14 protein-coding genes, 1 tRNA gene and 1 pseudogene are annotated in these 26,504 nt (G+C 68.8%); 6 read left to right on the top strand and 10 right to left on the bottom strand.

Annotated features, from left to right (window positions below):
- The coding region (locus D7X30_RS18120) for an amino acid adenylation domain-containing protein (protein WP_147443229.1) at positions 1 to 4,036 on the top strand (4,036 nt) is incomplete at its 5' end.
- Between the two features lie 55 nt (positions 4,037 to 4,091).
- Here D7X30_RS18120 and D7X30_RS18115 read toward each other — a convergent pair.
- From D7X30_RS18115 to D7X30_RS18095, 5 genes are all read right to left on the bottom strand, one after another.
- Positions 4,092 to 4,829 carry an SDR family oxidoreductase gene (locus tag D7X30_RS18115; protein ID WP_120564167.1) on the bottom strand — a complete coding sequence of 246 codons (738 nt, stop codon included), beginning with the start codon at positions 4,827 to 4,829 and terminating at the stop codon, positions 4,092 to 4,094.
- On the bottom strand, positions 4,826 to 6,190 hold the full coding sequence (locus tag D7X30_RS18110; protein ID WP_120564166.1) for an FAD-binding oxidoreductase: 1,365 nt from the start codon (positions 6,188 to 6,190) through the stop codon (positions 4,826 to 4,828). Before D7X30_RS18110 ends, D7X30_RS18115 begins: the two co-directional genes overlap by 4 nt.
- Before the next feature lie 13 nt (positions 6,191 to 6,203).
- The gene (locus D7X30_RS18105) at positions 6,204 to 7,652 is read right to left on the bottom strand and encodes a UbiA family prenyltransferase (protein WP_120564165.1); all 1,449 of its coding nucleotides are present in this window, start codon (positions 7,650 to 7,652) and stop codon (positions 6,204 to 6,206) included.
- A 129-nt stretch (positions 7,653 to 7,781) separates the two neighbouring features.
- Complete coding sequence (locus D7X30_RS18100; protein ID WP_120564164.1) at positions 7,782 to 9,164, bottom strand: di-heme oxidoredictase family protein; 1,383 nt, start codon at positions 9,162 to 9,164, stop codon at positions 7,782 to 7,784.
- Between the two features lie 84 nt (positions 9,165 to 9,248).
- On the bottom strand, positions 9,249 to 10,034 hold the full coding sequence (locus tag D7X30_RS18095) for a hypothetical protein (protein WP_233591628.1): 786 nt from the start codon (positions 10,032 to 10,034) through the stop codon (positions 9,249 to 9,251).
- Between the two features lie 323 nt (positions 10,035 to 10,357).
- Between D7X30_RS18095 and D7X30_RS18090 the strand changes: the two genes are divergently transcribed.
- Together D7X30_RS18090 and D7X30_RS18085 are read left to right on the top strand one after the other, a co-directional pair.
- Complete coding sequence (locus tag D7X30_RS18090) at positions 10,358 to 13,354, top strand: DEAD/DEAH box helicase (RefSeq protein WP_120564162.1); 2,997 nt, start codon at positions 10,358 to 10,360, stop codon at positions 13,352 to 13,354.
- A 135-nt stretch (positions 13,355 to 13,489) separates the two neighbouring features.
- On the top strand, positions 13,490 to 14,464 hold the full coding sequence (locus tag D7X30_RS18085) for an NADP-dependent oxidoreductase (protein WP_199724383.1): 975 nt from the start codon (positions 13,490 to 13,492) through the stop codon (positions 14,462 to 14,464).
- Positions 14,465 to 14,467: 3 nt separating this feature from the next.
- Here D7X30_RS18085 and D7X30_RS18080 read toward each other — a convergent pair whose 3' ends face one another.
- On the bottom strand, positions 14,468 to 14,773 hold the full coding sequence (locus tag D7X30_RS18080) for a hypothetical protein (protein ID WP_120564160.1): 306 nt from the start codon (positions 14,771 to 14,773) through the stop codon (positions 14,468 to 14,470).
- A gap of 514 nt (positions 14,774 to 15,287) precedes the next feature.
- On the opposite strand from D7X30_RS18080, the gene D7X30_RS43815 reads away from it, so the two are divergent.
- Both D7X30_RS43815 and D7X30_RS42940 read left to right on the top strand, forming a co-directional pair.
- The gene (locus D7X30_RS43815) at positions 15,288 to 18,971 is read left to right on the top strand and encodes a kelch repeat-containing protein (protein ID WP_370051401.1); all 3,684 of its coding nucleotides are present in this window, start codon (positions 15,288 to 15,290) and stop codon (positions 18,969 to 18,971) included.
- A gap of 152 nt (positions 18,972 to 19,123) precedes the next feature.
- A pseudogene (locus tag D7X30_RS42940) lies at positions 19,124 to 19,549 on the top strand (tyrosine-type recombinase/integrase); the annotation flags it as partial.
- Between the two features lie 27 nt (positions 19,550 to 19,576).
- Here the strand turns inward: D7X30_RS42940 and D7X30_RS18065 are convergent.
- The 4 genes from D7X30_RS18065 to D7X30_RS18050 form a co-directional block, all read right to left on the bottom strand.
- Positions 19,577 to 19,662, bottom strand: a tRNA-Leu gene (locus D7X30_RS18065).
- A gap of 118 nt (positions 19,663 to 19,780) precedes the next feature.
- Positions 19,781 to 21,031, bottom strand: a complete 1,251-nt coding sequence (locus D7X30_RS18060) for an Hsp70 family protein (protein ID WP_120564158.1) — start codon at positions 21,029 to 21,031, stop codon at positions 19,781 to 19,783.
- A 96-nt stretch (positions 21,032 to 21,127) separates the two neighbouring features.
- Positions 21,128 to 21,616, bottom strand: a complete 489-nt coding sequence (locus D7X30_RS18055; RefSeq protein WP_147443228.1) for a hypothetical protein — start codon at positions 21,614 to 21,616, stop codon at positions 21,128 to 21,130.
- A gap of 46 nt (positions 21,617 to 21,662) precedes the next feature.
- On the bottom strand, positions 21,663 to 24,536 hold the full coding sequence (locus D7X30_RS18050) for a hypothetical protein (RefSeq protein ID WP_120564156.1): 2,874 nt from the start codon (positions 24,534 to 24,536) through the stop codon (positions 21,663 to 21,665).
- A 163-nt stretch (positions 24,537 to 24,699) separates the two neighbouring features.
- Between D7X30_RS18050 and D7X30_RS18045 the strand changes: the two genes are divergently transcribed.
- Positions 24,700 to 26,504: type I polyketide synthase (locus D7X30_RS18045; RefSeq protein ID WP_147443227.1), on the top strand; the 1,805-nt coding region annotated here is incomplete at its 3' end.

Raw genomic sequence — 26,504 nt, 5'->3', positions numbered from 1 at the left:
TCGTCTGGTGGGGCTGACCCGCACGAGCACTACTCAGCTCACCCGCGTCTCGCATGACGGTCCGCTGCCGTTGTCCTTCGCCCAGCAGCGGCTGTGGCTCATTGATCAGCTCGAACCGGGCAGCCCGCTCTACAACGTGCCCATCGCAGTTCGGCTGGAGGGCCACCTGCGCACGGGCGTGCTGGAGCATGCCCTGCAGGAAGTCGTGCGCCGACACGATGCTCTGCGCACCACCTTCACCCAGGTGGACGGAGAGCCGGTCCAGCGCATCCACTCCGACAGTCAGCTGCCCCTGGGGCTCGTGGACCTCTCGAACGTGCCGGAGGCGCAGCGAGAGTTCGAAGCGCGGAGCCAGGTGGAACAGGAGATGCGCCGGCCCTTCGACCTGCGCACGGGGCCGCTCCTCCGCACGCTGCTCTTCAAGCTGGCAGAACACGAGCACGTGCTCGTCGTCACCCTGCACCACATCGTCTCTGACGGCTGGTCGCTGGGAGTGCTTGTGCGGGAAGTCTCGGCCCTCTACGCGGCCTTCTCCGCCAGCCAGCCGTCGCCCCTGACTGCGCTGCCGGTGCAGTACGCGGACTATGCCTACTGGCAGCGCCGCACGCTCGCGGGCGAGACGCTGCGGCAGGAAATGGCCTACTGGGAAGCGAAGCTCTCCGGCGCTCCAGCCGTGCTGGAGCTGCCCACCGACTTCCCCCGCCCGGCCGTCCGGAGCACCGCGGGTGCAACCCTCGGCTTCACCCTGTCACGTGAGTTGACGGAAGCCCTGCGCGGACTGGCTCACCGTGAAGGCGGCTCGCTCTTCATGGTGCTGTTGGCCGCCTGGCAGGGCCTGCTTGCGCGCTACACGGGGCAGCAGGACCTCAGCGTGGGCTCGCCCATCGCCGGCCGCACGCGCGCGGAGACGGAGGGGCTCATCGGCTTCTTCGTCAACACGCTCGTCCTGCGTGCGAAGGTGGACGAGGGCCAGTCCTTCCGCTCGCTGCTCCAGCAGGTGCGCGCCACGGTGCTGGAGGCCTACGAGCACCAGGAGGTGCCCTTCGAGAAACTGGTGGAGGCCCTGCAACCGACGCGCAGCCTCAGCCACACGCCTCTCTTCCAGACGCTGCTCGCGCTCCAGAACGTGCCCACGGAGGACGTGCGGCTGCCGGACCTCCGGCTGCGAAGGCTGGAGACCACCCACTCGACGTCGAAGTTCGACGTGAGCGTCTTCTTCACGGAGACGTCCGAAGGGCTGCGAGGCACGCTGGAGTACAGCACCGCCCTCTTCAAGCAGAGCACCGTGGAGCGGATGGCCGCCCACCTGCGCACGCTGCTGGAGGCAGTGGCCGCGAAGCCCGAGCAGGCCATGGCCCACCTGCCGCTCCTCTCCAACGACGAGCGCCAGCGCCTCCTCGTCGAGTGGAACGACACCACCGTCACCAGCCCGATGGAGGTTCCCATCCACGTCCACTTCGCCCGGCAGGCGCAGCGCACACCTCACGCTGTCGCCCTCGTGCTGGGGGATGACTTGCTGACGTATGCCCAGCTGGATTCACGCGCGAACCAACTGGCCCATCACCTGTGGGCCCTGGGCATCGCCCCCGGTGCACGCGTCGGCCTCGCCGTCGAGCGCTCCTTCGAGCTGGTGACCGCGCTCCTCGCCATCCTCAAGGTGGGCGCGGCCTTCGTCCCCGTGGACCGCAATGCGCCCGTGGAGCGCATCGAGATGCTGCTGGAGGACGCGGACGTGGACGTGGTGGTCACGCACCAGCCCTTCGCTTCGTTGCTCCCCGCCACCGGCACCCGCGTCTGGTTGGACGCCCAGTCCGCGCAGATTGCATCGCGGCCCACGCATGCGCTGGATGTCCGCGTGGACGGTGATGCCCTCGCCTACGTGATGTTCACCTCCGGCAGCACCGGCCGTCCCAAGGGCGTCTGCGTGCCTCACCGGGGAATCACCCGCCTCGTGCTCGGCAGCACCTTCATGCGCTTCGGGGCGGATGAAATCTGGCTCCAGGCCGCCCCTGTTGCCTTCGACGCGTCCACGCTCGAAATCTGGGGTGCACTGCTGCACGGCGCGAAGCTCGTCCTCGCGCCGCCGCACTCCCTCTCCCTGGAGGAACTGGCCGCCCAACTGCGTCACCACCGCGTGACGTCACTGTGGCTCACCGCCGCCCTCTTCGAGCAGATGGCCCTGCACCAGGGCGAAGCGCTCGCGGGCGTGCGTCAGGTCCTCGCCGGTGGCGACGTGCTGCCTGCCTCCCGTGTGCGCGAACACCTCGCGCGCATTCCGGAAGGCACCACCTTCCTCAACGGCTATGGCCCCACGGAGAACACCACCTTCTCCGCCACCTTCGCCATGCAGCACGGCACGCGGATGGAAGGCGCCATCCCCATTGGCCGGCCGCTCTCCAACTCCACGGTGTACGTCCTCGACGCGCACCTGCACCCGGTGCCCGTGGGTGTCGCCGGTGAGGTGTACGTCGGCGGCCAGGGCCTGGCCTGGGGCTACTTGAACCGCCCCGAGCTGACCGCGGAACGCTTCGTCCCCCACCCCTTCGCCTCCACGCCGGGCGAGCGCCTCTACCGCACGGGAGACAAGGCCCGCTGGAAGGCGGACGGCACGCTCGACTTCCTCGGCCGCATCGACTTCCAGGTGAAGGTGCGTGGCTTCCGCATCGAGCTGGGCGAAATCGAAGCGGCCCTCCGTCGCGCGCCAGGCCTCAAGGACGCCATCGTCGTCGCGAAGGGTGAGGCCGCCGACAAGCGCCTCGTCGCCTATGTCACCGCTCGCGAAGGCCACTCGCTCGACTCCGAGGAACTCAAGGCCCTCCTCCGGCAGCAGCTGCCCGAGTACATGGTGCCGTCTACCGTCGTGGTGCTGGACGCCCTGCCCCTCAACTCCAACGGCAAGGTGGACCGCAAGGCCCTGCCCGAACCCGATGCCCACACTGTTGAAGCCCGGGACTTCGTCGCGCCCCGAGACGCGCTCGAAATGCAGCTCGCCCGCATCTGGGAGGACGTCCTCGGTGTCCGCTCCGTCGGCGTCCGCTCCAGCTTCTTCGAGTTGGGCGGCCACTCCCTGCTCGCCGTGCGCATGGTCGCCGCCGTGCGCGAGCACCTGGGCCAGTCGATTCCCCTCTCCGTCCTCTTCCAGCAGCCCACCGTCGAGCAGCTCGCCCAGGTGCTCCGCGACGACTCGCAGACCTGGACGCCCCTCGTCCCGCTGGAGCGAGGAGAACCCGGCCAGCGGCCCCTCTTCCTCGTCCACCCTGGCGGCGGCAACGTCCTGGCCTACTCGGAGCTGGCGCGCAGGCTGGGGCCGTCACTGCCCGTCTACGGCCTCCAGTCACGCGGCCTCGACGGGCGGCCCGTCGCCGAGTCCATCGAGGAGATGGCCAGCCTCTACATCGAAGCCCTCCGCACGGTGCAGCCGCACGGCCCCTACCAACTGGGCGGCTGGTCCCTGGGCGGAGTCATCGCCTACGAGATGGCCCGCCGCCTGCGCGAGGCTGGCGAAGCCGTGGAGCTGCTCGCCCTCATCGATGCCCACGTCCACGGCCTGACGAAGCCCGCCCAGGAGGCCACGCAGCTCGACTCCGAGGCCCGCGCGAGGCTCGCCTTTGCCCACGCCACCGCTACCGCCTTCGGCCAGGAGCTCTCCGCTTCGGACGAAGCGCTGGCACAGGGCGACGACGCGATGCTGGACCACCTGCTGAAGGAAGGGCTCCGGGCGCGCATCCTCGACGCTCAGTCCGGCCCCGCCCAGCTGCGTGCCCTCTTCAACGTCTTCCGGGCCAACCTCTTCGCCCATGAGAAGTACGTCCCCCAGCCGTACGACGGCACCGCCCTGCTGCTGAGCGCCAGCACCGTCGCCGCCGGGATTCCGCGTCACCGCGGCTGGGAGCCCCTGGTGCGTGGCGGGCTGGAGGTGCACGACGTGCCCGGCGGCCACCACGAGCTGATGCAGGACCCGCACCTCGGGTCCGTCGTCGAGCACCTGCGCCGGGCCCTGTCGTCCCTCACGCAGGCCGAAGCCACCGGCAGCTGAACCCTGCTCCCCTTCCGTGTCCGCGGCCCAGGCACGGAAGGGGCGACGACCGAAGCTAGAGCTTCAGCCGCTTGAACACGGGCTCCGGGATGCTGCGGATGATGAGCATGATGAGCGCCCAGAAGCCGGGCACGTAGACCTCGTTCTTGCGCCCGTCCGCGGCCTTCAGCAGGCCACGCGCCACCTGCTCCGGCGACGCGAAGAGCTTGTTCTTCGGCACGTGGGCCGTCATCGGCGTGTCCACGAAGCCGGGCTTCACCGTCACCACCGCCACGCCGGACTTCGCCAGGCGGTTGCGCAGGCCCTGGAGGAACACGGTCAGCGCGCCCTTGGACGCGCCGTACACGTAGTTGCTCTGCCGGCCCCGGTCTCCCGCCACCGACGAAATCACCACCAGCGTGCCGGCCTTCTGCGCCTCGAAGCGGTTGGCCAGCTCCGTCAGCAGCGACGCGGCGGAGAGGAAGTTCGTGCGCAGCACCACCTCCGCCGCCGCCCACGAGCGCTGGCTCTCCGCCTGGTCTCCCAGCACGCCATGCGCCAGCACGGCCCCATCCAGTCCGCCCAGGGCCTGCCACGCGCGCTCCACGAGGCTCGCGTGCGCTTCGCAGTCGTTCAAATCCAGCGCGCGGAACTCCACCTTCTGCGCGCCGCGCGTGGACGCGTCCCGGGCCACCGCCTCCAGGTTCGCGGCGTTGCGGCCCACCAGGTACAGCGACGCCCCGCGCGCGGCGAGCAGCCGCACCGTGGCCTGGGCAATGGCGCTCGTGGCGCCGAGGACGATGACTTTCTTCATGGGAGGGCGGCCTGACGGTCTTCCTGCGCGGGCAGGGGCAGCGGCACCGGGTTCACCCGGCGCCAGAAGGAGGACGAGAACGCGGGGTCGATGTACGCGGAGAACTGCTCACGCTTGGGGAAGTACGCCGCGAAGCTCTCCGGACTCATGCGCGCGTCCTTGGCCGGGTACACCGCCCCGCCCGCCTCGCGCGTCACGCGGTCCAGCGACTCCACCAGCCGCCACGTCTTCTCCCCCTGGTTGGCGAAGTCCAGGGCCAGCGTGTAGCCGGGGCGCGGGAAGGACAGCCACCCGGGCGAAGGCAGGTCGCCGAACGTCTTGAGCACGGACAGGAAGCTGGGCAGCCCACCCCGGGCGCTGCGCTCCAGCAGCTCCTTCAGCGCGTCGCGCGCGGTGGCGTGGGGCACCACGCACTGGAACTGGAGGAAGCCCCGGCGGCCGTAGATGCGGTTCCAGCCGTACACGCTGTCGAGCGGGTAGAAGAACGGATCGTAGTGCACGAGCCGGGGCGACGGCTTCATCCGCTCCCGGTGGTAGTACAGGAAGTTGAAGGCGGACACCGACAGCCGGTTGAGGCAGAAGCCCGGCAGGTCGATGGGCACCGCGAGCCCGCTGCCATGCGACAGGTGGCTCTTCGCCAGGGGCAGCCGCTCGAACTGCGTGGGCGCGAAGTTGCCCCGGTAGAACAGGCCGCGCCCCAGCTTGCGCCCGCGCGCCAGGCAGTCCACCCACGACATGGTGAAGTCGTGGTCGGCCTCGGACTCCGCGGACACGCGCATGAAGCCGTCCAGGTTCTCGAACGGGACGGTCTCCTGCACCACGAAGGGATTGCGGATGGGCGCAAGCTGCACCTCCGCCCAGGTGACGAGCCCCGTGAGCCCCAGGCCGCCAATCGTCGCGCCGAACCAGTCCGGGTTCTCGTCGGGCGCGCACATCCGGCGGCTGCCGTCCGAGCGCACCAGCTCGAACCTGCGCACGTGCCGGCCGAACGTCCCGGCCCGGTGGTGGTTCTTGCCGTGCACGTCGTTGGCGATGGCGCCGCCCACCGTGACGAACTTCGTGCCCGGCGTCACCGGCAGGAACCAGCCGCGCGGCACGGCCAGCCGCAAGAGCGTGTCCAATGACACACCCGATTCGCAGCGCACCACGCCCGTCGTCGGGTCGAAGTCGATGAGCCGGTCCAGGCCCGCGGTGAGCAGCACCGTGCCCCCGCCGTTGAGACACGAATCGCCGTAGCTGCGGCCCAGGCCATGCGGCAGCACGGGCCCATCCACCTGGGGCAGCGCGTCCGAGCGCCACGTCAGCGCGCGCGTCCGCTGCTCCACTCGGGGGAAGCGGCCCCAGGAATCCGACGTGCTCATCGCCATGCTCCCGTCACGTCGCCACCCACAGCACCAGCGCGGCGACCGCGCCCACGACGTAGCTGACGCGGTCCCTCAGCGCGAAGACGAGCGGGTCCTCGTTCACGAGCCCCCGGTGCGCCAGCAGCCAGATGCGCCCCACCCAGTACAGCATCACCGGGCACAGCAGCCACAGCCGCTCCGGGTGGGCATACAGCGCCGTCACCTCCTTGCTGGTGATGTAGAGGGCCAGCACCAGCACCGACACCTGGCCGGACGCCGCGCCCAGGCTCGCGAGCTGCTCTTGGTCCTGCGCCAGGTAGCCGCGCCCGTGGGCGGACGTCTCGTTGGACTGGCGCAGCCGCCGCACCTCGCTCAGCCGCTTGAGCAGGGCCAGCGACAGGAAGAGGAAGGTGCTGAACATGAGCAGCCAGCTCGACGTGGGCACGCCCACCGCCAGCGCGCCGCCGAAGATGCGCACCGTGTAGAGGCCCGCCAGCACCAGCACGTCCAGCATCACCACCTGCTTGAGGCGCAGCGAATACGCGAGCGTGAGCACGAAGTACGCGGCCAGCAGCCCAAAGAACGACAGGGGCAGCGTCGCCAGCGCCAGCGCCGCGGCGGCCACCAGCAGCAGCGGCGCCAGCACGACGCCCGCGCGCACCGGCAGGGCCCCGGACGCGAAGGGCCGCAGTGACTTGGACGGGTGCCGCCGGTCCGACGCCAGGTCCAGCAGGTCGTTGATGATGTACACGCTGGAGGCGCAGAGGCTGAAGGCGAGGAACGCCAGCACCGCGCGCGGCGCCATGCCGCCCTGGGTGGCCTTGTGCGCCGCCAGCACCGGCACGAAGACGAGCGCGTTCTTCGCCCACTGGTGCACCCGCAGCGCCTTCACCCAGGGGCGCAGCCCGCCAGGAGGGGCCTCGAAGACACGGTGCACGGGGCGGCCCAGGCCCTGGACCTGGCGCAACACGCCCGCCGGAGCATGCACCACGATGATCTGCCGGCACTCGCGCCACAGGTGCAGGTCCACCGCGTCGTTGCCCGCGTAGTCGAAGCGGCCCAGCAGCTCGCGCAGCCGCTCCAGCTTCCGCGCGCCGGACAGGTTCACCCCGCCTTCGCTGGCGACCACCGTGTGGAAGAGGCCCAGGTGGGCGGCCACCGCGTCGGCGATGCTCCGGTCCGCGGCCGTGGCGAGGACGAGCCGCCGCCCCCGGGCGTGCTCCTCGCGCAGGAAGGCCAGCACGTCCGCGTTGTAAGGCAGCGAGGTGACGTCCAGCGGAGCCCGGCGGGCCACCTCCGCCTTGAAGAAGGCCTTGCCCCGGAGCACCCACAACGGCACCAGCAGCAGCAGCCACGGCGCGTGCTTGAGGAGCACGAGCAGGTTCTCGTGCAGCGTGTCCGTGCGCACCAGCGTCCCGTCCAGGTCGACCGCGAGCGGGACGTCGAGGGCGTCATCGGAAATGGGAGCTTGAGGCTGCATGAAGGGGGCCCGCAGGGTAGCCCAAGGGCCCGGGGCGTCCACCGTTCCGTGCCCCCACGAAGGCCGAAGCCCCTCCAGGCGACGGTCCTCCTGGCCGCCGTCCGGACGGGAGGGGGTCCCGTCCGTGCCTCAGAGCGACTTCAGGAAGGCGAGCAGCGCGGACCGGTCCTCCCGGGGCAGCCGCACGTAGCGAGCCTGCGCGGGGGCCGCCTCCCCTCCGTGCCAGAGGACGGCCTCCTCCAGGGAGCGGGCCCGGCCGTCGTGCAGGAAGCGGGTGTGCCGGTTGACGGCCTCCACCAGTCCAATGCCCCACAGCGGCGGCGTGCGCCACTCGCTGCCCGTGGCCAGCCCGTCCGGGCGCCCGTCCGCCAGTCCCTCGCCCAGGTCGTGCAGCAGCAGGTCCGTGTAGGGGTAGATGACCTGCCGGGACACCTCGTCGAAGCCCTCCACCGGCCCCGTCTCCTGGGGCGTGTCCACGTGGCACGCCGCGCAGCCGATGGCGCGGAAGACGGCATGGCCCCGCTGGACCTCCGGCGCCTCCCAGTCGCGCCGCTTGGGCACGGCGATGAGGCGCATGTAGATCATCAGCAGGTCCATGTCGTCCTGGGACACCTCCGGTTCACCCGGGGTGTCCCGGCCCTGCTCCTGGCGGTAGAGCGTCGTGGTGACGCCCATGTCCGCGACGAGCGCATGCGCCACCTGCTGGCGCAGCGTGGGCTGATTGGCCTTCCACCCGAAGCGGCCCAGGCGCGTCTCGCCCGTCTCCACGTCGAGCACCCGGTTGACCCGGCCGGAGATGCCGTCCTGGTCGCGGTCCTCGGGGTCGGCGCGGGCCACGATGTCGGCCTCTGGCAGCGCCTCCAGCAGGCCCAGGCCGAAGTTCACGGGTGACACGCGGGCGGAGAACATGGCGCCGTCGCCCAGGGGGCCGTGCACCAGCCCCTGGAACTGGTAGCGCGGGCGCACCAGCGAGTACGGCTCACCGGTGGCGAAGGTGCCGCGCGTCTCCTCGAAGTCGACGCGCACTTGGCCTTCAGGGACCTGGCCCTCCACGGCGTGCGCGTCCAGCTGCATGCCGTACAGCGGGTGGGGACTGGCGCCGTCGGGCGCGCTCAGCTGGAACGCCAGCGAGACGGGCGCCTCCGTGGGGCTCGCGGGCGGCTGGCCCCGGCCGTCCTTCACGTGGCAGGTCATGCAGCCGGTGGCGCTGAAGAAGGGCCCCGCCACGGCGGGACGCAGGCGCGAGTCGCGCCAGTCGCGATCAAAGACGCCCTTGCCCGCGTAGAAGTCCGGCCAGCGCGAGCGCGGCATGTTCATGGGCGCGCGCCCGAAGGCATTGCGGCCGGTGTCCGTCACCGTGGTGGCACCGCCTGCCTGCTCCACGTGAGGCAGGACGACGGGGGGAAGCGCGCCCAGCACCAGGGGTTCGGGGCGGCGGACGACGGTGGCCCACGCGGCGCCGATGAGCAGCGCTCCGGCGGAGATGCCAGCGAGAGACCAGGGCACACGCATCGTCACGACTCCTCGATGGGAAGACACAGGCGGACAGACACCACCGGGCGGGAACGAGGCGCCCCCACCCGGTGGAGGAACAGCTTACTTCTCCTGGCCGAAGGACTCGCCCGTGACGAGGAAGTCCGTGGCGCTGGCGTTCACGTCGATGCCGGAGAAGTGGCGGTACGGGTAGGCACCGTCGCCAATCTCCTCGATGAACTCCACCGTGTCGCCGACGATGGCCTTGCCGTCCGCCCCCCTGAGGGAGAACGTCGTGCCCGGCGAGTTCAGGCGCCAGCCGCAGGCACCGTCGAAGCCGGAGTCCTGGGCGTAGACGGAGCGGTAGGAGAAGAAGTGCCAGTGCATGTTCCACCAGTTCACGAAGGACCACCAGTCGTAGAACGTGATGGAGAAGGACGCAGGCTGCTGCATGGTGTTCACGAGCCGGCCGTCGCGGTACACGTTCATCCGGTAGTTGCCCGCGGGCGAACCGGTGAAGCCCGGCGTCACGGACACCTGGCGGTCGGCGCTGGAGGTGATGCTCAGCGTGCTGACGACCTGATCGCCGTCACGCGCGGACAAGGCGACGCTGCCCTTCTGGCTGCCCACGCGAATCTGGGCTTCCTGGGACCAGTTGATGGCGGCGTTGAACGTGCTGGAGACGCCGTCCGTCTTCGCGTCCTTCAGCCCGTTGACCTGCACGCCCTTCTCGGAAGCGGCCAGGGACGCGTTGCCCTTGGCGCAGGTGGTGATGCCGTCGAACCGCTGCACGCAATCCGCCTTGGCGGAGAGCGTCGCGGACTGCGAACCTTCGGGAGACTGCGTCGGCTCACCCTGGCAACCAGCCACCAGGCTCAGGAACGCAGCCGCCAGGAGGCGACTCGTCATCTGCAGATGCATGTGTGGGACCTCGACTGTGTGGGGGACACTGTCTGCTTCACTCACAACGGACGGAGACGCGGGCGCCCGGCAGGCGGATGCAGGGGGAGGCACCGGACGCGCGTTCCAGGTCCGTGTGTCTGCACCTGCCGCGCCACATCCCAAGATTTTGGGGCTTTCCTCGGAAGGCCTCGCTGCGGATGACACGGGTGTCGTGGCCGCTGTAGCGGCGCCGGTTACAGGAGCACGGCAGTGTGTGTCCCTCAGTGTCACAGCCACGCGCCCGGTGGCTTGCGCCAGACGCGGCACGGGGCTAGGGAATCGCCCCTCGTATGTCGGCGCTCGCGGAACTGCTCGAAGCCATCCGGGAGGAGTCAGGCCCGGCCACGTGGTCCGCCGGACAGGCCCTGTCTCGTGCGGGGGTCGTGTCGGTGCAGTCCGTGGACGAGGAAGAGGTCGTCCTGCGGGTCCGCATCCCCGGCCGCCCCACCCCGCTCACCACGACCCTCTACCCCGAGGATGAAATCTGGGAGTGCGACTGCCGGGGGAAGGTGGACCCGTGCGAGCACGTCATCGCCGCGGCCATCGTCCTGCGCCAGGCGGAAGGAAGGAAGGCCACGGCGGCGGCCTCTCCTGCCCGTCCGGGCCCTGCCGCCGCCGCGCCGCGCCCCGGCGCCACGCCGAAGACAGAGCGGCTGGTGTACCGCTTCAAGCGCGCGGACGGAGGCCTCCAGTTGGAGCGGCTGGTGGTCCGGCCGGACAACACCGCGCGGCTGCTGGCCCGGAGCCTCGCGTCCGTGCTCCAGAGCCCCGTGGAGGCCGCGCGCATCCACGTGGATCCGTGTGATCTGCTCGCGGACAAGCTGCTCGCGCAGCCCACCCGGGGAGCGCTGCCGCAGAGCAAGCTGGACGCCCTGCTGCACGTGCTGGAGAAGGCGCGCACCGTCCTCTTCGACGGCGCGCTCGTCTCCGTCTCCAACGAGCCGCTCCTCCCGCGAGTCACCGTCGAGGACCGGGGCGAGCAGACCGTGCTCAAGGTGGAGAAGGATCCGCGCATCAACGAGTTGGTGAGCCCCGGCGTCGCGCTGTGCGCGGGAGCGCTCTGCCGGCTGGGAGAACTATCCCTCACCGGCGCGCGGCTGGAGAACCTGCCCCAGGAGCGCGTCTTCGCCCCGGAGCAGCTGGCGGACCTGACGAGCAAGGTCCTGCCAGACTTCGCGAGGCGCATGCCGGTGGACGTGAAGAGCCGGCGGCTTCCGCCCATCGACCGGACGCTCAAGCCGCGCATCTCGCTGGAGTTGGACAAGCTGGACACGGGGCTCTCGGTGCTGCCCACGCTGGTGTACGGCTCACCGCCCACCGCGCGCATCGACAATGGGAAGCTGGTGTACCTCCAGGGCGCCGCGCCGGTGCGCGACGAGCCCACGGAGACGAAGCTCATCCACCAGCTGAGGGACGAGCTGAACATGGCGCCGGGCCGGCGCGTGACGGTCCACGGCAAGGAGGCCGTGCAGCTCGCGGACAAGCTGCGCAAGTGGCGCGGAGGCCTCACGGGGAACGCCGCGGGCGTGGTCAGCCCGGACGTGAAGCTCAGGCCGATGCTCACGCTGGACACGGCCGCCACCGACACGGGTGTGCCGCGAGTGGGCTTCTCGCTCGACTTCCAGGTGGAGGGCCTGGGCCCCGGAGAGAAGCGCACCGTGGACGCGGGAGCGGTGATGCGGGCCTGGGAGGAAGGCCTGGGGCTGGTGCCGCTGGAGGGCGGAGGCTGGGCGCCCCTGCCCACGGGCTGGCTGAAGGCCCACGGCCAGCGAGTGACGGACCTGCTGGCCGCGCGCGAGCGGGACGGCCGGCTCGCGAACCACGCCATCCCCCAGCTCACTGGCCTGTGCGAGGCCTTGGAGCACCCCGCCCCGCCCGTCATGGAGCGGCTCGCGCCCCTGGTGCAGGGCTTCGAGAAGCTCCCCGAGCCCCAGCTTCCGAAGGACCTCACCGCGACGCTGCGCCCGTACCAGTTGCAGGGCGTGAGCTGGCTCACCTTCCTGAGGCAGGCGGGCCTGGGAGGCGTGCTGGCGGACGACATGGGTCTGGGCAAGACGCTGCAGACCATCTGCACGCTGGGCCGGGGAACGCTGGTGGTGGCGCCCACGAGCGTGCTGCCCAACTGGGAAGCGGAGGTGAAGCGCTTCCGCCCGTCGCTGAAGGTGTCTGTCTATCACGGCGTGGGGCGCACGTTGGACGAGTCCGCGGACGTGACGCTCACCACGTACGCGCTGTTGCGCCTGGACGCGGCCATCCTCGCGGCGAGGACGTGGGACACGGTGGTGCTGGACGAAGCGCAGGCCATCAAGAACCCGGACAGCCAGGTGGCGCGAGCGGCATACGAGCTGGACGCGGGCTTCCGCATCGCGCTCAGCGGCACGCCCATCGAGAACCGGCTCGAGGAGCTGTGGAGCCTGATGCACTTCACCAACCGGGGCCTGCTGGGCGGGCGCAAGGCGTTCGAGGAGCGCTGGTCCCGGCCGGTGTCGGAGAACCAGAAGGGCGCCGCGGAGGCCCTGCGCGCGCGCATCCGGCCCTTCGTGCTGCGCAGGCTCAAGCGCGACGTGGCGCCCGAACTGCCACCGCGCACGGAGGCCGTGCGGCACGTCACCCTCTCCGAGCAGGAGCGCGCCATCTACGACGCGGTCCACGCCGCGACGCGCGAGGAGGTGGTGTCGCAGCTCGAGGAGGGCGGCAGCGTGCTGAAGGCGTTGGAGGCGCTGCTGAGGTTGAGGCAGGCGGCCTGTCACCCGGCGCTGGTGCCGGGGCAGCAGGCGAGGACGTCCTCCAAGGTGCAGGCGTTGGTGGAGGCGCTCGGCACGGCGGTGGCGGACGGGCACAAGGCGCTGGTCTTCTCGCAGTGGACGTCGATGTTGGACCTCATCGAGCCCGCGCTGAGCGACGCGGACATCGGCTTCATCCGCCTGGACGGAAGCACACCGAACCGGGGCGCGGTGGCGGCATCCTTCCAGGACGAGAAGGGAGCGCCCGTGATGCTCATCTCGTTGAAGGCGGGAGCGACGGGGCTCAACCTCACGGCGGCGGACCACGTCTTCCTGGTGGATCCGTGGTGGAACCCGTCAGTGGAAGCACAGGCGGCGGACCGGGCGCACCGCATCGGGCAGCAGCGGCCGGTGATGGTGTACCGGATGGTGTCCCAGGGGACGGTGGAGGAGAAGATCCTCCTCTTGCAGGAGAAGAAGCGAGCCCTCTTCGAAGCCGCGCTCGGAGGCGCCTCGGGAGGCGCCGCGCTCACGCGAGCGGACCTCATGCAGCTCTTGGATTGAGTCCATTCCGCGGCGGGGTGGAAGGCGGCAGTCCCCTCCCCCGCCGTGCCTGCGTGGGGCCGGTGACGCTGGACGTCACGAGGAGCATGCGCATCGTCTCGGAGGACAAGTTTCAATCCGAGAGGGAGTCACAGCATGCCAGCATCCATTCCCGAAAAGATGAGGGCCGCGGCGCTCGACCGCTTCGGCGGCCCGGAGGTCCTGGGCATCAAGACCATCTCCGTTCCCACCTGTGGCGACGACGAAGTGCTCCTGCGCGTCGCGGCGGCGGGAATCGGTGCCTGGGATTGGATGGAGCGCGAGGGCCAGATGGCCGAGATGATCCCAGGCGGCCCGAAATTCCCCTACGTGCCCGGAGCCGACGGCGCGGGAGAAATCGCCGCGGTGGGCAAGAACGTGAAGGACCTCAAGGTCGGCGACCAGGTCTACGGCTCCGCGTTCATGAGCAACAAGGGAGGCTTCTACGCGGAGTACGTCGCCGTGAAGGCGGACCAGGCGGCGAAGGTGCCCAAGGGGTTGAAGGTGGAGCAGGCGGCGGGGCTCGCCGCGGACGGACTCACCGGGCTCCTGGGCCTGGAGGAGCACCTCCAGCTCAAGTCAGGGCAGAAGCTGCTCATCTTCGGCGCCAGCGGAGGAATCGGACACATCGCCGTGCAGCTCGCGAAGAGGCTGGGAGCGAAGGTGCTGGCGGTCGCGTCCGGACAGGACGGCGTTGAATTGGCCAAGAGGCTCGGAGCGGACGCAGTCGCGGAAGGCCACCAGGAGGACCTGGAGAAGGTCTGCCGGGAATTCGCGCCAGACGGCTTCGACGCGGCGCTGGTGCTGGCCCGGGGAGACGCCGCCGAGCCCCTGCTCCGCAATGTCCGCAAGGGAGGGCGCATCGCCTACCCGAACGGCGTGGAGCCGGCGCCCAAGGGCCCGGAGGGAGTCGAAACCAAGGCCTACGACGGCATCCCCAATCCGCAAGTGATGAAGCGGCTCAACGAATTGATTGAGGCGGGGCCCTTCCATCTGGAGATTGGCCGGCTCTACGCGTTGGAAGAAGCCGCGAAGGCCCAGCAGGAGGTGCTCAAGCACCACCTGGGCAAGTACGCGATGAAGATCCAATGACGCTCAATGCGGTCCAGTGTCATCCGTGGGGGTGCTGAGCATCCGCACCGCCACGGAGCGGCATTCCGAGCAGACGACCCCGGTGCGCTCCCAGTGCACCTGCGCCTCCAGCTCACCGGGGTCCGCGGAGCCTTCATCCAGCCGTCGGACCAGCGCCGCGAGCGCCTCCGCGGGATTGCCCTCCAGGTCATCCGAAGGGTCGAGCAGGTCCTGCTCCCCTTCCAACACCAGACTGAAGCGGTAGTACACGGCGTGCGCGGCGATGACGCGTCCGCACGTCGCACAGGTCTTGGGGCGTGGGCCGGTCATGGTGACAAGGATAGCGGCGAAGAACCCTGACCGCCTGAATGAAAGCCAGACACCTGACGCGAATTCACTTGCACGAGCCGGGGATCGGCCCCGGTGAGGTTACCCGTCATCCTTGCCTCCACGTCCACTGCCCACCGAACCAGTGCTGCACGGCCGCGTGCCCGAGCAGCGTCGTGGGCAGAACCTCCCCTTCCCTTTGAACAGGGGCCTCGACAGCGGGAGGGCCTACGAAACCCCAGCTGTGCATCGTCGCGGAGGGCGTCACCCGGAGTCGGACACGCCGTTTCGGACGCTGTTCCCTCGGTGGACAATGACCTGGTCCCCGGGTGCGAAGCCCTCCGCCACCTGTGCCCGAAGTCCATTGCATTGCCCCAGCTTCACCGAGCGCAACTAGACTCAAACTGCGTCCGCAGGGGCAATAGGCAGTGCCTCCCGCGATCCCTGAGAGTGCCCTTCGTCCCAAGGGACTGGGAACGCCGGAGGCTGCCTCATGAGGAGAGCTTCAACTTCGCTGGTGCTGTCGCTCGGGCTGGCGCTGCTGCTGGGCTGCTCCGCCTCCTCGTCCGACACCGGCTCGGCGCGGTTTGTCGTCGCCGTGCCTCAGGCCCTCTCCTCGGATATCTCGCGCGTCTCCGTCACCTCGAGCGGCCCGGACATCCCCTCCGTGACCGTGGACCTGGCCCCTACGGATGGCGTCTGGGGCGGCACAATCGGCAACATTCTCGCCGGCCCTGACCGCTCCTTCCTCGCCCAGTCCTTCGACGCCTCGGGCGCCCTGCGCTTCGAGGGCTCCGTCACCGGCGTCACCATTTCCGCGAGCCAGACGACCCTGGTCGCCATCACCCTCCAGCAGGTCAATCGTCCGCCTCCGTTCGACAATGAGGCGCCAGTCATTGACTCCCTGGTGACGTCTGCCACCTCGGTGCCCATGGGCCGCCCCCTCCTGCTGGCGGCCACGGCGCACGATCCCAATCCTGACGACACGCTCTCCTACGCGTGGAGCGCCACCGCGGGCGCCTTCTCCTCTCCCGCCGCGACCACCACCTACTGGATAGCGCCTGAATCTCCCGGCATTCAAACCCTCACTTTCACCTCGACGGACTCTCGCGGTCTGTCCTCGAGCATCCTCCTCGCCGTCAACGTGACCCCGAGCGGAGCAGAGGGAGATGCGAGGTTGTCCATCTCCTTCAACAGTTCTCCCCGGGTGACCTCACTCAGTGCCACCCCCACGCAGCTCGTGGTGGGGCAACCGACCTCCGTCTCCGTCGGCGCTTCCGATCCTGATGGAGAGAGCCTCTCCTACTCCTGGAGCGCGACCTGCGCCGGCTCCTGGGCCAACGCGTCTTCCAGCTCCGCCCGGTTCACGCCCTCGCTGCTGCCCGCGGGCGCGTGCAACAACTGCCACCTGACGGTCTCGGTCTCAGATGGGCGCGGCGGACTGACCACCGGCACTGTCGCGCTGTGTGTCCGCAACACGCCCCCCGTCAACCACCTTCCTCCCGTCATCGTTCGCTCCTACCGCTCCTCGGACACCGCCACCGCGGGCCAGGTTCTCACCTATGAGGTGGCTGCCAGCGATCCAGAGGGCTCTGCCCTCTCCTTCGCCTGGAGCACCAACACCGGCTCGCTGGGCTCGCCGGACACCAGCACCTCTCACAGCCGCATCACCTGGACAGCCCCCTCCTGCGTCAGTGCCAACACCCCTCCAACCATCGCCGTCACCGTCACCAATGCGTTCAACCTCACGGCCACGCGATCTTTTTCAGTGACGGGACTGCCAGCCTGCACCCCCTCGGGGGGATGGGCCGCGACGGGTTCCATGGCCGAGCCTCGATGGCGCCACACGGCGACGCTGCTGCCTGACAGCAGGGTTCTCGTCGCGGGGGGCGACAACTCGAGCGGCCTCTCCACGACGGTGGAGGTGTATGACCCGGCCTCGGGCACCTGGAGCGTGACCGGCTCCATGACCCAGCCTCGGGAGTTCCACACGGCGACGCTGCTGCCCAGTGGCAAGGTGCTCGTCGCGGGAGGACACGAGAACGGCGAGCTTGCGATGGCGGAGGTCTATGACCCTGCCTCGGGTGCCTGGAGCGCGACCGGTTCCATGGCCCAGCCCCGCTCGAACCACACGGCGACGCTGCTGCCCAACGGCAAGGTGCTCGTCACGGGGGGATTCAGCGTCAGCAGCACCCTCGCGACGGCGGAGGTGTATGACCCGGCCTCAGGTACCTGGAGCGAGACCGGCTCCATGGCCCAGCCTCGCGGCGCGCACACAGCCACGCTGCTGCCCAATGGCAAGGTTCTCGTCGCTGGAGGACAGAACTCCACCAGTAGCGAGCTCGCGACGGCGGAGGTGTACGACCCGGACTCGGGCACCTGGAGCACGACCCACTCCATGGCTGACCCCCGCACCCAACATGCGGCGACGCTACTGCCCAACGGTAAGCTCCTCGTCCTGGGAGGAATCTCCTTCGCCAGTCGCCTCGCGACGGCGGAGGAGTATGACCCGGCTTCGGGCACGTGGAGCGCTGCTGGCTCCATGGCGTCACCTCGCAATCTGCCCAGGGCAACGCTGCTGACCCGCGGTGAGGTCCTCGTCACAGGCGGAGAAAACCTCGGCGCGAGCCTCGCACTTGCTGAGATGTATGACCCGACCTCGGGCGCCTGGAGTTCGGCTGGCTGCATGGCCGGGTCTCGCGTTTTTCACACGGCGACGCTGCTGATCAACGGCAAGGTTCTTGTCGCGGGGGGAACTGGGATAGACGGCGAGTTCGCGACGGCGAAGGTGTACGACCCGACCTTGAGCGCCGGGCTCCCGCCCGTGATCACCCGCTCCTCGCAATCCTCGGACACGGCTACAGCAGGCCAGGAGATCACCTGCGAGGTGGTTGCCAGCGCTCCAGAGGGCTCTGCCCTCTGCTTCTCCTGGGAGGCCAACACCGGCTCGCTGGGGCCCCCCACCAACGGAGCTTCCAACAGCCACGTCACCTGGACAGCTCCCACCTGTGTCAATGCCGGCACCTCCCCGACCATCACCGCCACCGTCACCAACGCCTTCAACCTCGCGGTCGCGCGGAGTTTTTCGGTGACGGGGCTGCCAGTCTGCCTATTCTCAGGAGAATGGACCTCGACGGACTCCATGGCCGAGCCTCGCCAGTCGCACACGGCGACGCTGCTGCCCAGCGGCAGGGTGCTCGTCGCAGGAGGAGCCAACTTGCTCGGGAGCCCCGCGACGGCGGAGGTCTATGACCCGGCCTCGGGTGCCTGGAGCGCGACCGGCGCCCTGGCGCAGTCCCGCTGGAGCCACACGGCGACGCGGCTGCCCGATGGCAAGGTCCTTGTCGCAGGAGGATTTGGCGGTAGCTTCTCCCTCGCGACGGCGGAGGTCTATGACCCGGCCTCGGGTACCTGGAGCGCGACCGGCTCCATGGCTCAGCCCCGCTGGCTCCACACGGCGACGCTGCTGCCCAATGGCAAGGTGCTCGTCACGGGGGGAGTCAGCGTCACCAGCACCCTCGCGGCCGCGGAGGTGTATGACCCTGCTTTGGGCACCTGGAGCGCGACCGGCTCCATGGCCCAGCCTCGCGGGGCGCACACAGCCACGCTGCTGCCCAATGGCAAGGTTCTCGTCGCGGGTGGAGGCGGCCCTAGCGGTTCCCCCGCGACGACAGAGATATACGACCCTGCCTCAGGTACTTGGAGCGGAACGGGCTCCCTGGCCCAACCTCGCTCCCAACACACAGCGACGCTGCTGCCCGCCGGCACGGTGCTCGTTGCGGGAGGCGACGGAGGTAATGGTCCCCTTGCGACGGCGGAGGTGTACGACCCGGCTTCGGGAGCTTGGAGCGCGACCAACTCCATGATCCAGTCCCGGGTGTTTCACACTGCCACGTTGCTGCCCAATGGCATCCTCCTCGTTGCAGGAGGTACGGCGGGTAGCGCCTACCTTGCGACAGCGGAGGTGTATGACCCCATCACGGACACCTGGAATACTGCCGACTCGATGGCTCAACCTCGCTATGCCCACACGGCGACGCTGCTACCCAACGGCACGGTGCTCGTCACGGGAGGGCTCAATTTCGGCACCCCTCTCCCGACAGCGGAGGTATTCAGCCCTACCTCGGGCAATGTTGGGTTCCTGCGCCAGGATGTCCCCGTCAGCAGGACAGGGAGACGGCTCACGAACATCATGCGCTGAATGAGTTGATCACGACGAGAGAACGCGAATCCCCCGGTCATCACCGCCGCCGTCACCAACGCCCGCCACCTGACATCCGTCCAAAGCTTCATACTGAGGGAGGGGCCGGTCTGCTCGTCCTCCGGAACCCGGAGCCGGATCAGCCCCATGACCGAATCATCTGGCGCGGGGTGGAGGGATTGCCAAAGGGCGGACACGAGCGGGCGGTCGAATTGCTTGCATCCGTGGATGCCCTCAAGCCCCACCAGCACCTGCGGGGCCGCTTCGTGTTCCGCCAGGAGGGTGGCCGACCTCTCACCAAAGGCAAGATGGCGGCACCGCTGAGCCATGCTCTCCGAGCGGCAGGCGTCATCCGTGAAGTGGGGCAAATCGGCTGGCACGACCTGCGCCACAGCTACGGAAGTCATCTCGCCATGCGCGGCGTACCGCTGAAGGTCATTGAGGAGCTGATGGGCCATTCCACGATCGAGATGACGACGCGCGATGCCTACCTGAGCCCTGACACGCGGAGGGCGGCGGTCAGCGTCCTTGACCAGCCCCTTGCGCCAGCGTGCGACACAGGCGGAGGCAGCCACTAAATCACCTGTAACGACTGACCGAAGAAGTGCACGAGCCGGGGATCGAACCCGGACGACTCTTACGAGTCAGCGGATTTTAAGTCCGCTGCGTCTGCCAGTTCCGCCACTCGTGCGTCGTCCTGTTGGCACCTCCAGCTCCGTGCCCCGCCGTGTCCGGTCATGGAACCTACCAGATGCGAGAGGCGCCACGCAGCAAGAGCGGTTCCAGGATAGCGGAAAAACCGCGCCTGTTCACAGCGCGGCGGAGGCGCGTCCCAGGCCCTCGGCCACGGAGGTGAAGGCATCGCGGGTGCGCACGCGGCCCTCCCCGAAGCGTTCAATGTAGAGCCGACGCACGGCGGGGATCTGCGAGGAGCCGCCCGTGAGGAAGACCGCGTCCACCTCTCCGGCGCCCGCGCAGCGCTCCAGCAGGCCCTCGGTCACCTGGCGCAGTTCCTGAAGCAGCGGCTCGCTGGCAGCCTCGAAATCGGCCCGGGTGATGCGCTCGCGCAGGTGGATGCGCGCCTCGTCGAACTCCAGCACCGTCTCGTCCTCGGACGACAGCCGCACCTTGGCGGCCTCGATGGCCCGGAAGAGACGGTAGCCCAGGTTCTCCATGACGAGGTCATACAGCGCCTTCGCCTCGTCGGGCTTGTCACTGGAGACGAGCATCAACTCCAGCAGCTCCTGGGTGGCCTTCTTGCGGATGAAGGACATTTCATGCCAGGAGAGCAGCTTGGCCATGACGTGCTGGGGCACGGGCAGCCGCTTGTCGCTCACGCCTCGCACCCGGTAGGTCGAGCCCGCGCCAAAACGCGGCAGCAGCGAGTGGCGCATGATCTCCGCGTCGAAGCGGTCACCGCCGATGCGCACACCGGTGGAACCAATCACATCCATCTTGCGGTCCGGCTGGCCTCGTCGCGAGGGCCCCAGCCGCATCAGCGTGAGGTCCGTGGTGCCGGCGCCGAAGTCGGCCACCAGCACCAGCTCGTCCTGGGTGAGCTGGGCTTCGTAGGAGAGCGCGGCGGCGATGGGCTCGATCAGGAACTGGACGTGGGTGAAGCCCGCGAGCTCCGCGGCCCGGCGCAGGCGCTGCTCGGCGAGCGCATCCGCCTCGGGGTCCGAGGAGAAGAGCGCGGGGCGGCCGAGCACGACACGCTCGGGAGCCCCGCCCATGTGGGGCGCCGCGGCTTCGCGCACCCGGCGCAACAACAGCGCCGCCAGCTCCTCGATGAGCCAGGTGCGCTCGTGAATCTGCGTGGCGCGGAAGGAGCTGCTGTGAAGGAAAGACTTCACGGACTGGATGAAGCGGCCCGCGGGGTCGTCCAGGTAGCGCGAGATGGCGGGGGCCCCCGTGTACGCGTCGCGCTCGTCCTCGGGAAAGAAGATGACGGAGCGGTAGAGGCGCGGGTCGCTGTAACCGGTAGAAACGGGCAGCACCCTTCCGTCAGGAAGGGCGAGGGCCGAATTGCTGGTTCCGAAGTCGAGTCCACAGACAGGCATAGGGCTCTTCCTCTACGTGCAAATCGCGGAGATGGATAGCGCCGAGTGCCAGTCCAACCCAGGCTCCAGTGCAGCCCCCGGCCCTCCCCCGGACGCTCAGAGAACGGCGAGAATCTCGATCTCGACATCGGGCTCGGAACAGCTGTCGCCCGGCACCTCCATGCGGGCGCCCGCCTTGCGTCCGATGAGCATCGAACCCGAGCCCAGCCCGCCCCGGTTGAAGACAATCTCGGTGCCGGAATAAGCGAAGGGCTTGTCCGTCTCCGAAGGAGGCGTGATCCACCGCCACTCCACGGCGTTCTCCCGCTCGTCCATGAAGCGCACCTGGACCAATGCACCCACGTCGATGGGCTCATCCGCCTGGAAGAGCCGCAGTCGCGAATTCCTCGCGGCCTCCAGCCCCAGGAGGAGCGTCTTGCGCCGCGCCTCCATGCCCTTCTCCAGAAAGGGACGGTTGTTCTCGCTCATCGTGGCCAGCAGGCTGTCGCGCTCGGCTTCGAGCCCCTCGAGCAGCGACTGGAATCGCTCGCCCCGCATCCCATGAATCTGGGTCTTGTCCTCGGAGGTCAATCTCTTCGCACTCATTTCAGGCACCCCATGTCTTGTATCGAGATGATTCCGCGTGTCCTCATCACCGCCGCGCCCCAGACACCTCACGCGACGGGCGGACGGCCTCCGTGAGCGGCAACTTCCAACCAGGAATGACGCTCGTCGCGCTCGTGGTGTCGAGGTGGCTCGCGATCTGGTAGAGGCGCCGCGCGTCCGGCAAGGGGACACTGAAGCGGTCGCGCAGGTAATACGGCGGGATGGCCTGATAGTGCAGCCGCGCGCGCACCCGCGCGTGCTGGGAGATGGCGGAGAGTGGCACGTGGTAGGTCACGACGTCACAGCCACAGGCGGCGGAGCCATCGGCGGGGTAGTCGGGATCGCCGTCGACCCCGTGCGGCGCGAGCCCCTCTGGCAGCTTGCCATTCTCCAGCAAGGGCTCGAAGGTGGACTTCCAGCCCGTTGGCAACAGCCGGTTGTCCTTGAGCGGTTGGTAGAGCCCCAGGAAGCTCGTGGTCAGCTTGCCGTTGGAATCCGCGATGCGCTCCTCGTAGATTTGCACCTCGTCCTCGCGGGTGATGACCTGGTGGTGGGGCTCGGGCGCGAGGGTGTCCAGCTCACTCGCGAGCACCTCGCCGTCATGTCCGATGATGGCGCCAGCGCCGTTGGTCCGGCCCGAGGCCCACAGCGTCCCGCCGCTGTCATCCTCGATGGAGACCTCGAGGAAGGCGCGGCGGAAGGCCACGCCCGAGGGCAGCTTGTGCCCAGCCTTGTTGGTGACCTTGACGGTGAAGTCGAGGTGGTCTCCGTTCACCGTGGGCACGCCGATCTCGACGGCCGCCGAGGCATCGGCGAAGGCGCGTCCGCTCAAGAGCGCGGTCTTCATCTGCAGGCGCGTCGGCTCGCCATGCTGGTTGGACATGTAATCGTAGTCGGCGAGGCCGAACACACGCGGGGCCTGCGCGAACATGCTGAGCGCGAACAGGTTGATGCCGTTGAGCTGGTGGCGCGAATAGGGCGTGCGCTCCACGAGCTCCACTCCCATGTGCACGTCAGGTGCTCCCGGGATGCTCGCCGTCGGGAAGTCGGTGTCCTCGATGCTCGCGATCTTCTTCTTGAGCGGACTGCCGGCGAAGCTCTTCGGCATATGGCAGTCCTGGCAGCGTTGCGGCGTCGCGCCAGCGTGCCCCTCGTCCTTGACGAACGCGTCGTTCACCCGATAGCTGCTGTTGCGCCACTCGAGGAACGTCGCCTGCTCGAAGAAGAAGCGCTCATTGGTGCAGGAGCCGACCTTGCGCACGGGCAGCTTCACCACATGGCACGAGCCACAGAGCGCGGAGCTCTTCACCACCTGGCTCCGATCGCCCTCCCCCGACGGCGTCTTGCCTAGTGCGCGCTTCATCGGATCGGCACGTACATCAGCGGAGAACGGCCCCTGCACGTCATCCGGCGCGGTCGGCGTCCAGTTGCCCGTGTAGCTGGCGGGCGTCCCCAGGTCCTTGCCACTCATCTGGTGGCACACCGAGCAGGAGACACCGTCGCGCGCGAGTGCGCCGTATTTGCCGTCGGGGGCATCGGCGAGCGCGGAAACCATGGCGTGGTCGAACTTGCGTGAAGGCGCGTCCAGGCGCAGCTGCCGCTGACCCGCGGCGCCGTGACAGCTATAGCAGAGGTCGGTGATGTCGTCGGCGCAGTCCTCCCGGTGGTGGGCCTCCCACTCGCGCTGGGCACGGAAGATGGGATCGCGTCCCGCCAGGCCCATCATCGAAACCGACCATTCGCCGTAGGACGAGACATCGGCATAGCGGGGTGTGCCCTCGGCCAGCTCGCCGTCGCGCGCCAGCAACGAGCCGGCACCCGCCAACCCCTGCGCGATGTGGCCGACTCCCGAGTGGCAACTCCAGCATTGATCCGAGGTGAGGAAGGTGTCCGGCTGCTGCTGGGGGGCCTTGGCGAAGACATGATCGAAGAAGCGCGGGATGTCCTCGGACGGCGCGCTCTCGTCGGCCGGAAGGCCGTATTGCGCGACGAATTCCGGATTGGCGCCGCCGAGTGCCAGGGGAATCGTGTCACGATCCGGATGAGGCGCGATGTAGGTGCTGGCAGGCTGGTTCTTGTAGTCGTCGTAGTGGTTGTCGGGATTCTGGGCATCCGCCTCGCGCCAGACGCGGCGATAGTCATAGATCGTCTGGGTGCGCGCACGCGTGCCGCCGGTGCTCGCCGGCAGGTGCGTGGTCTGCGCGAAGGTGAAGTCACGCTGCGATGCGTGGCAGCGCAGGCAGACCTGATAGCCGAAGCCGTTGAAGGGACGGCAGTTGTCGAGGCGAAGCGTCTCCGACGAAGTCCACGCCATCGGAGGTCTGCTGCACGCGACCACCCCGTGGCGCACTTCATCCTGGGCGATGTCGCTCCAGAACCAGCCATCGCGCGAGTCCTGGGGCCGGCGGATCATCGGCTGCCAGGCCACCAGCTTGAACACGCCGCCCTCCTCCTTGGCCTCGCCAATCGGCCGGAAGGTCTCCTTGATGATGATCGCCTGCTCGGGAACCTCTTTCTCTGGACGGCCTCGCTGGAGCCAGGCGCTCACCTCGGGGGAGTACCAGACACGCACCCAGCCGTGCGAACTCCCCTGGGTGGGTGTGCCCGTGAGGTGGACACCGTCCTCCCCACTCCAGCCGGGCAACTTGTAACACTGCCGCTCAAGGAAGGCCCGGAGCCGGTTGTTGAGCCCGGCCTCAAGCGGCAGATGCGGCGCCTCGAAGCTTGCGGGAGGCTGAGATGCGGTGATGGTCGCCGCGTCCTCGAACAGCGCCGCATGCAAGCGGCGACACTCCTCGGCGGTGCCTGGAGTGTAGCCAGGCTCGAGGTCTGAAGGCACGGGGTCGGAGGAAGGGCTCGGGCTGCGGCAGCCCATGAGCAGCAGCACCAGAAAGACGAACTTCCCTGAGTGAATCGTCATTCCATCAACACTAGCGCACTTGGAGGCGCGAGCGGATGGATTGGACAGACACAGCCTGAGGGGGCGCGGCCCGCACGGGTGCAGCAGCTGGGGAGATGAGTCCATTCCAACCTGGCCGCCTCCTCATTTCACCCTAACGGCAATATCCACAACAATAGAATCAATGTTTGACGCTCCGCTTCCAAGCCACCCGTCACCCTGGCGAGCCTTGGCCCCCCCCCCACGACAAGCTATTGACACGGTTCGCTTACCATGTTCAAAACCGGACATGGCAGAAAGTCCAGTCAAAATCGATAGATCGGTCGAAACTGGCGCCCCCAACGGACATGCCTTTGAGAACACTCTCAAGGCCCTGGTGCGGGACAGGAAGCTCTCCTCGGAGGTCCTGAGCGCGCTCTTGGAGGGATTGCGCAGTCGGCCCGAGCGGGCGCAGCAAGCCCCACTGCCCTGCGAGATCGCGGTCGCGGGTATTGGCTGTCGACTGCCCCCCGATATCGACACACCCGCTCGCCTCTGGGAGGCCCTGCGCACGGGTCACTGCGGTATCCGGGAGACTCCTCAAAGCCGCTGGGACGTGGAAGCCTACTACGATCCCAATCCTGACCGGCCCGCCAAGACGTACACGAAGTACGGCGGGTACCTTGACCGCATCGACGAATTCGACCCCGCGTTCTTCGGCATCTCGGCCCGTGAGGCGGCCGACATGGACCCGCAGCACCGGCTGCTGTTGGAGGTCGTCTGGGAAGCAATCGAGGACGCGGGCCTTCCCATTGAGCGGCTGAGGCAGCTCAAGACCGGTGTCTTCATCGGGATGAGCACAGACGACTATTACCAGCTCACCGTGGACGACCGCCGGCTCGATCTGCTGACCGCCTACACGAGCCTGGGAACCAGTCGCAGTGTCAGCGCGGGCCGCATCTCCTATCTCCTGGGCTTCAATGGCCCGACGCTGCAGGTTGACACGTCCTGTTCGTCCTCACTGGTGGCGCTCCACCTGGCCGCGCAGAGCCTGCGCACGGGCGAGAGCGACATCGCCATCGTGGCGGGCGTCAACCTCATCCTCTCCCCCCTCAATCCCATCCTTCGCAGCCGCATCAGCGCGCTGTCGCCCACGGGCGTCTGCCGGGCCTTCGATGACTCCGCCGACGGCTTCGTCCAGGGAGAGGGAGTCGCCGCAGTCGTGCTCCGGCGGCTGCCGGAGGGCAAGGCTCATCAGGGCCGCGTCCGTGCCCTCCTGCGCGCCTCCGCCAGCAACCACAACGGTGGCGGCAATGGTCTCACGGCCCCCAATGGCAAGGCGCAGCATCAGCTCCTCGGAGACACCCTGAAGGCGGCGCGGCTCGGCCCGAACGATATCGACTACCTGGAGGCACACGGCACTGGCACCCGCCTGGGCGACCCGATCGAGGTCGAGGCCATCGCCACCGCCTATGCCGGCCGCACCACCCCGCTGTTCGTCGGCTCGGTGAAGACCAACTTCGGCCACCTGGAAGCCGCCGCGGGCCTCTTGGCATTCATCAAGACGGCGCTGGCCGTGGAGCATGGCGAGATCGCGCCTCAGCTCAACTTCTCCACGCCCAACCGGGAGATCGACTGGGAGCATGTTCCGATCCGGGTCGCGGATCGTCTCCTTCCCTGGCCGAGCACGGGGCGGCCCCGGCGCGCCGCGGTGAGTTCCTTCGGCATCAGCGGCAGCAACGCCCACTGCATCCTGGAGCAGGCCCCCGCGGAGCCGGAAGAGGACGCTGCCCCCGCGGAAGACGAGCCGGTGTGCATCGCGCTGTCGGCCAAGAACGATGCGGCGCTCAAGGACCTGGCCCAGCGCCATGCCTCGGCCCTCACCTCCGGCTCCGCTTGCCCTCGCGACTGGGCCTACAGCACCTGCACCGGCCGCGCCCTCTTCCGCGAGCGCGGCGCCGTCGTGGGCCGCACCTCCCAGCAGCTCGCCCAGGGCCTGCTCGACCTCGC

The organism is Corallococcus sp. AB011P, from assembly GCF_003611605.1.
GTDB lineage: Bacteria > Myxococcota > Myxococcia > Myxococcales > Myxococcaceae > Corallococcus > Corallococcus coralloides.
Note: the sequence above shows the minus strand (reverse complement) of the source record. Positions and strands in the feature narration are given on the sequence as shown.

Excerpts from the sequence above, each read along its gene's own strand:
- D7X30_RS18095 (WP_233591628.1), bottom strand. The coding sequence starts at position 10,034 with ATGACGAGTCGCCTCCTGGCGGCTGCGTTCCTGAGCCTGGTGGCTGGT.
- D7X30_RS18110 (WP_120564166.1), bottom strand. The coding sequence starts at position 6,190 with ATGAGCACGTCGGATTCCTGGGGCCGCTTCCCCCGAGTGGAGCAGCGG.
- D7X30_RS18080 (WP_120564160.1), bottom strand. The coding sequence starts at position 14,773 with ATGACCGGCCCACGCCCCAAGACCTGTGCGACGTGCGGACGCGTCATC.
- D7X30_RS18060 (WP_120564158.1), bottom strand. The coding sequence starts at position 21,031 with ATGCCTGTCTGTGGACTCGACTTCGGAACCAGCAATTCGGCCCTCGCC.
- D7X30_RS18090 (WP_120564162.1), top strand. The coding sequence starts at position 10,358 with ATGTCGGCGCTCGCGGAACTGCTCGAAGCCATCCGGGAGGAGTCAGGC.
- D7X30_RS18115 (WP_120564167.1), bottom strand. The coding sequence starts at position 4,829 with ATGAAGAAAGTCATCGTCCTCGGCGCCACGAGCGCCATTGCCCAGGCC.
- D7X30_RS18105 (WP_120564165.1), bottom strand. The coding sequence starts at position 7,652 with ATGCAGCCTCAAGCTCCCATTTCCGATGACGCCCTCGACGTCCCGCTC.
- D7X30_RS18050 (WP_120564156.1), bottom strand. The coding sequence starts at position 24,536 with ATGACGATTCACTCAGGGAAGTTCGTCTTTCTGGTGCTGCTGCTCATG.
- D7X30_RS18100 (WP_120564164.1), bottom strand. The coding sequence starts at position 9,164 with ATGCGTGTGCCCTGGTCTCTCGCTGGCATCTCCGCCGGAGCGCTGCTC.
- D7X30_RS18085 (WP_199724383.1), top strand. The coding sequence starts at position 13,490 with ATGCCAGCATCCATTCCCGAAAAGATGAGGGCCGCGGCGCTCGACCGC.
- D7X30_RS18055 (WP_147443228.1), bottom strand. The coding sequence starts at position 21,616 with ATGAGTGCGAAGAGATTGACCTCCGAGGACAAGACCCAGATTCATGGG.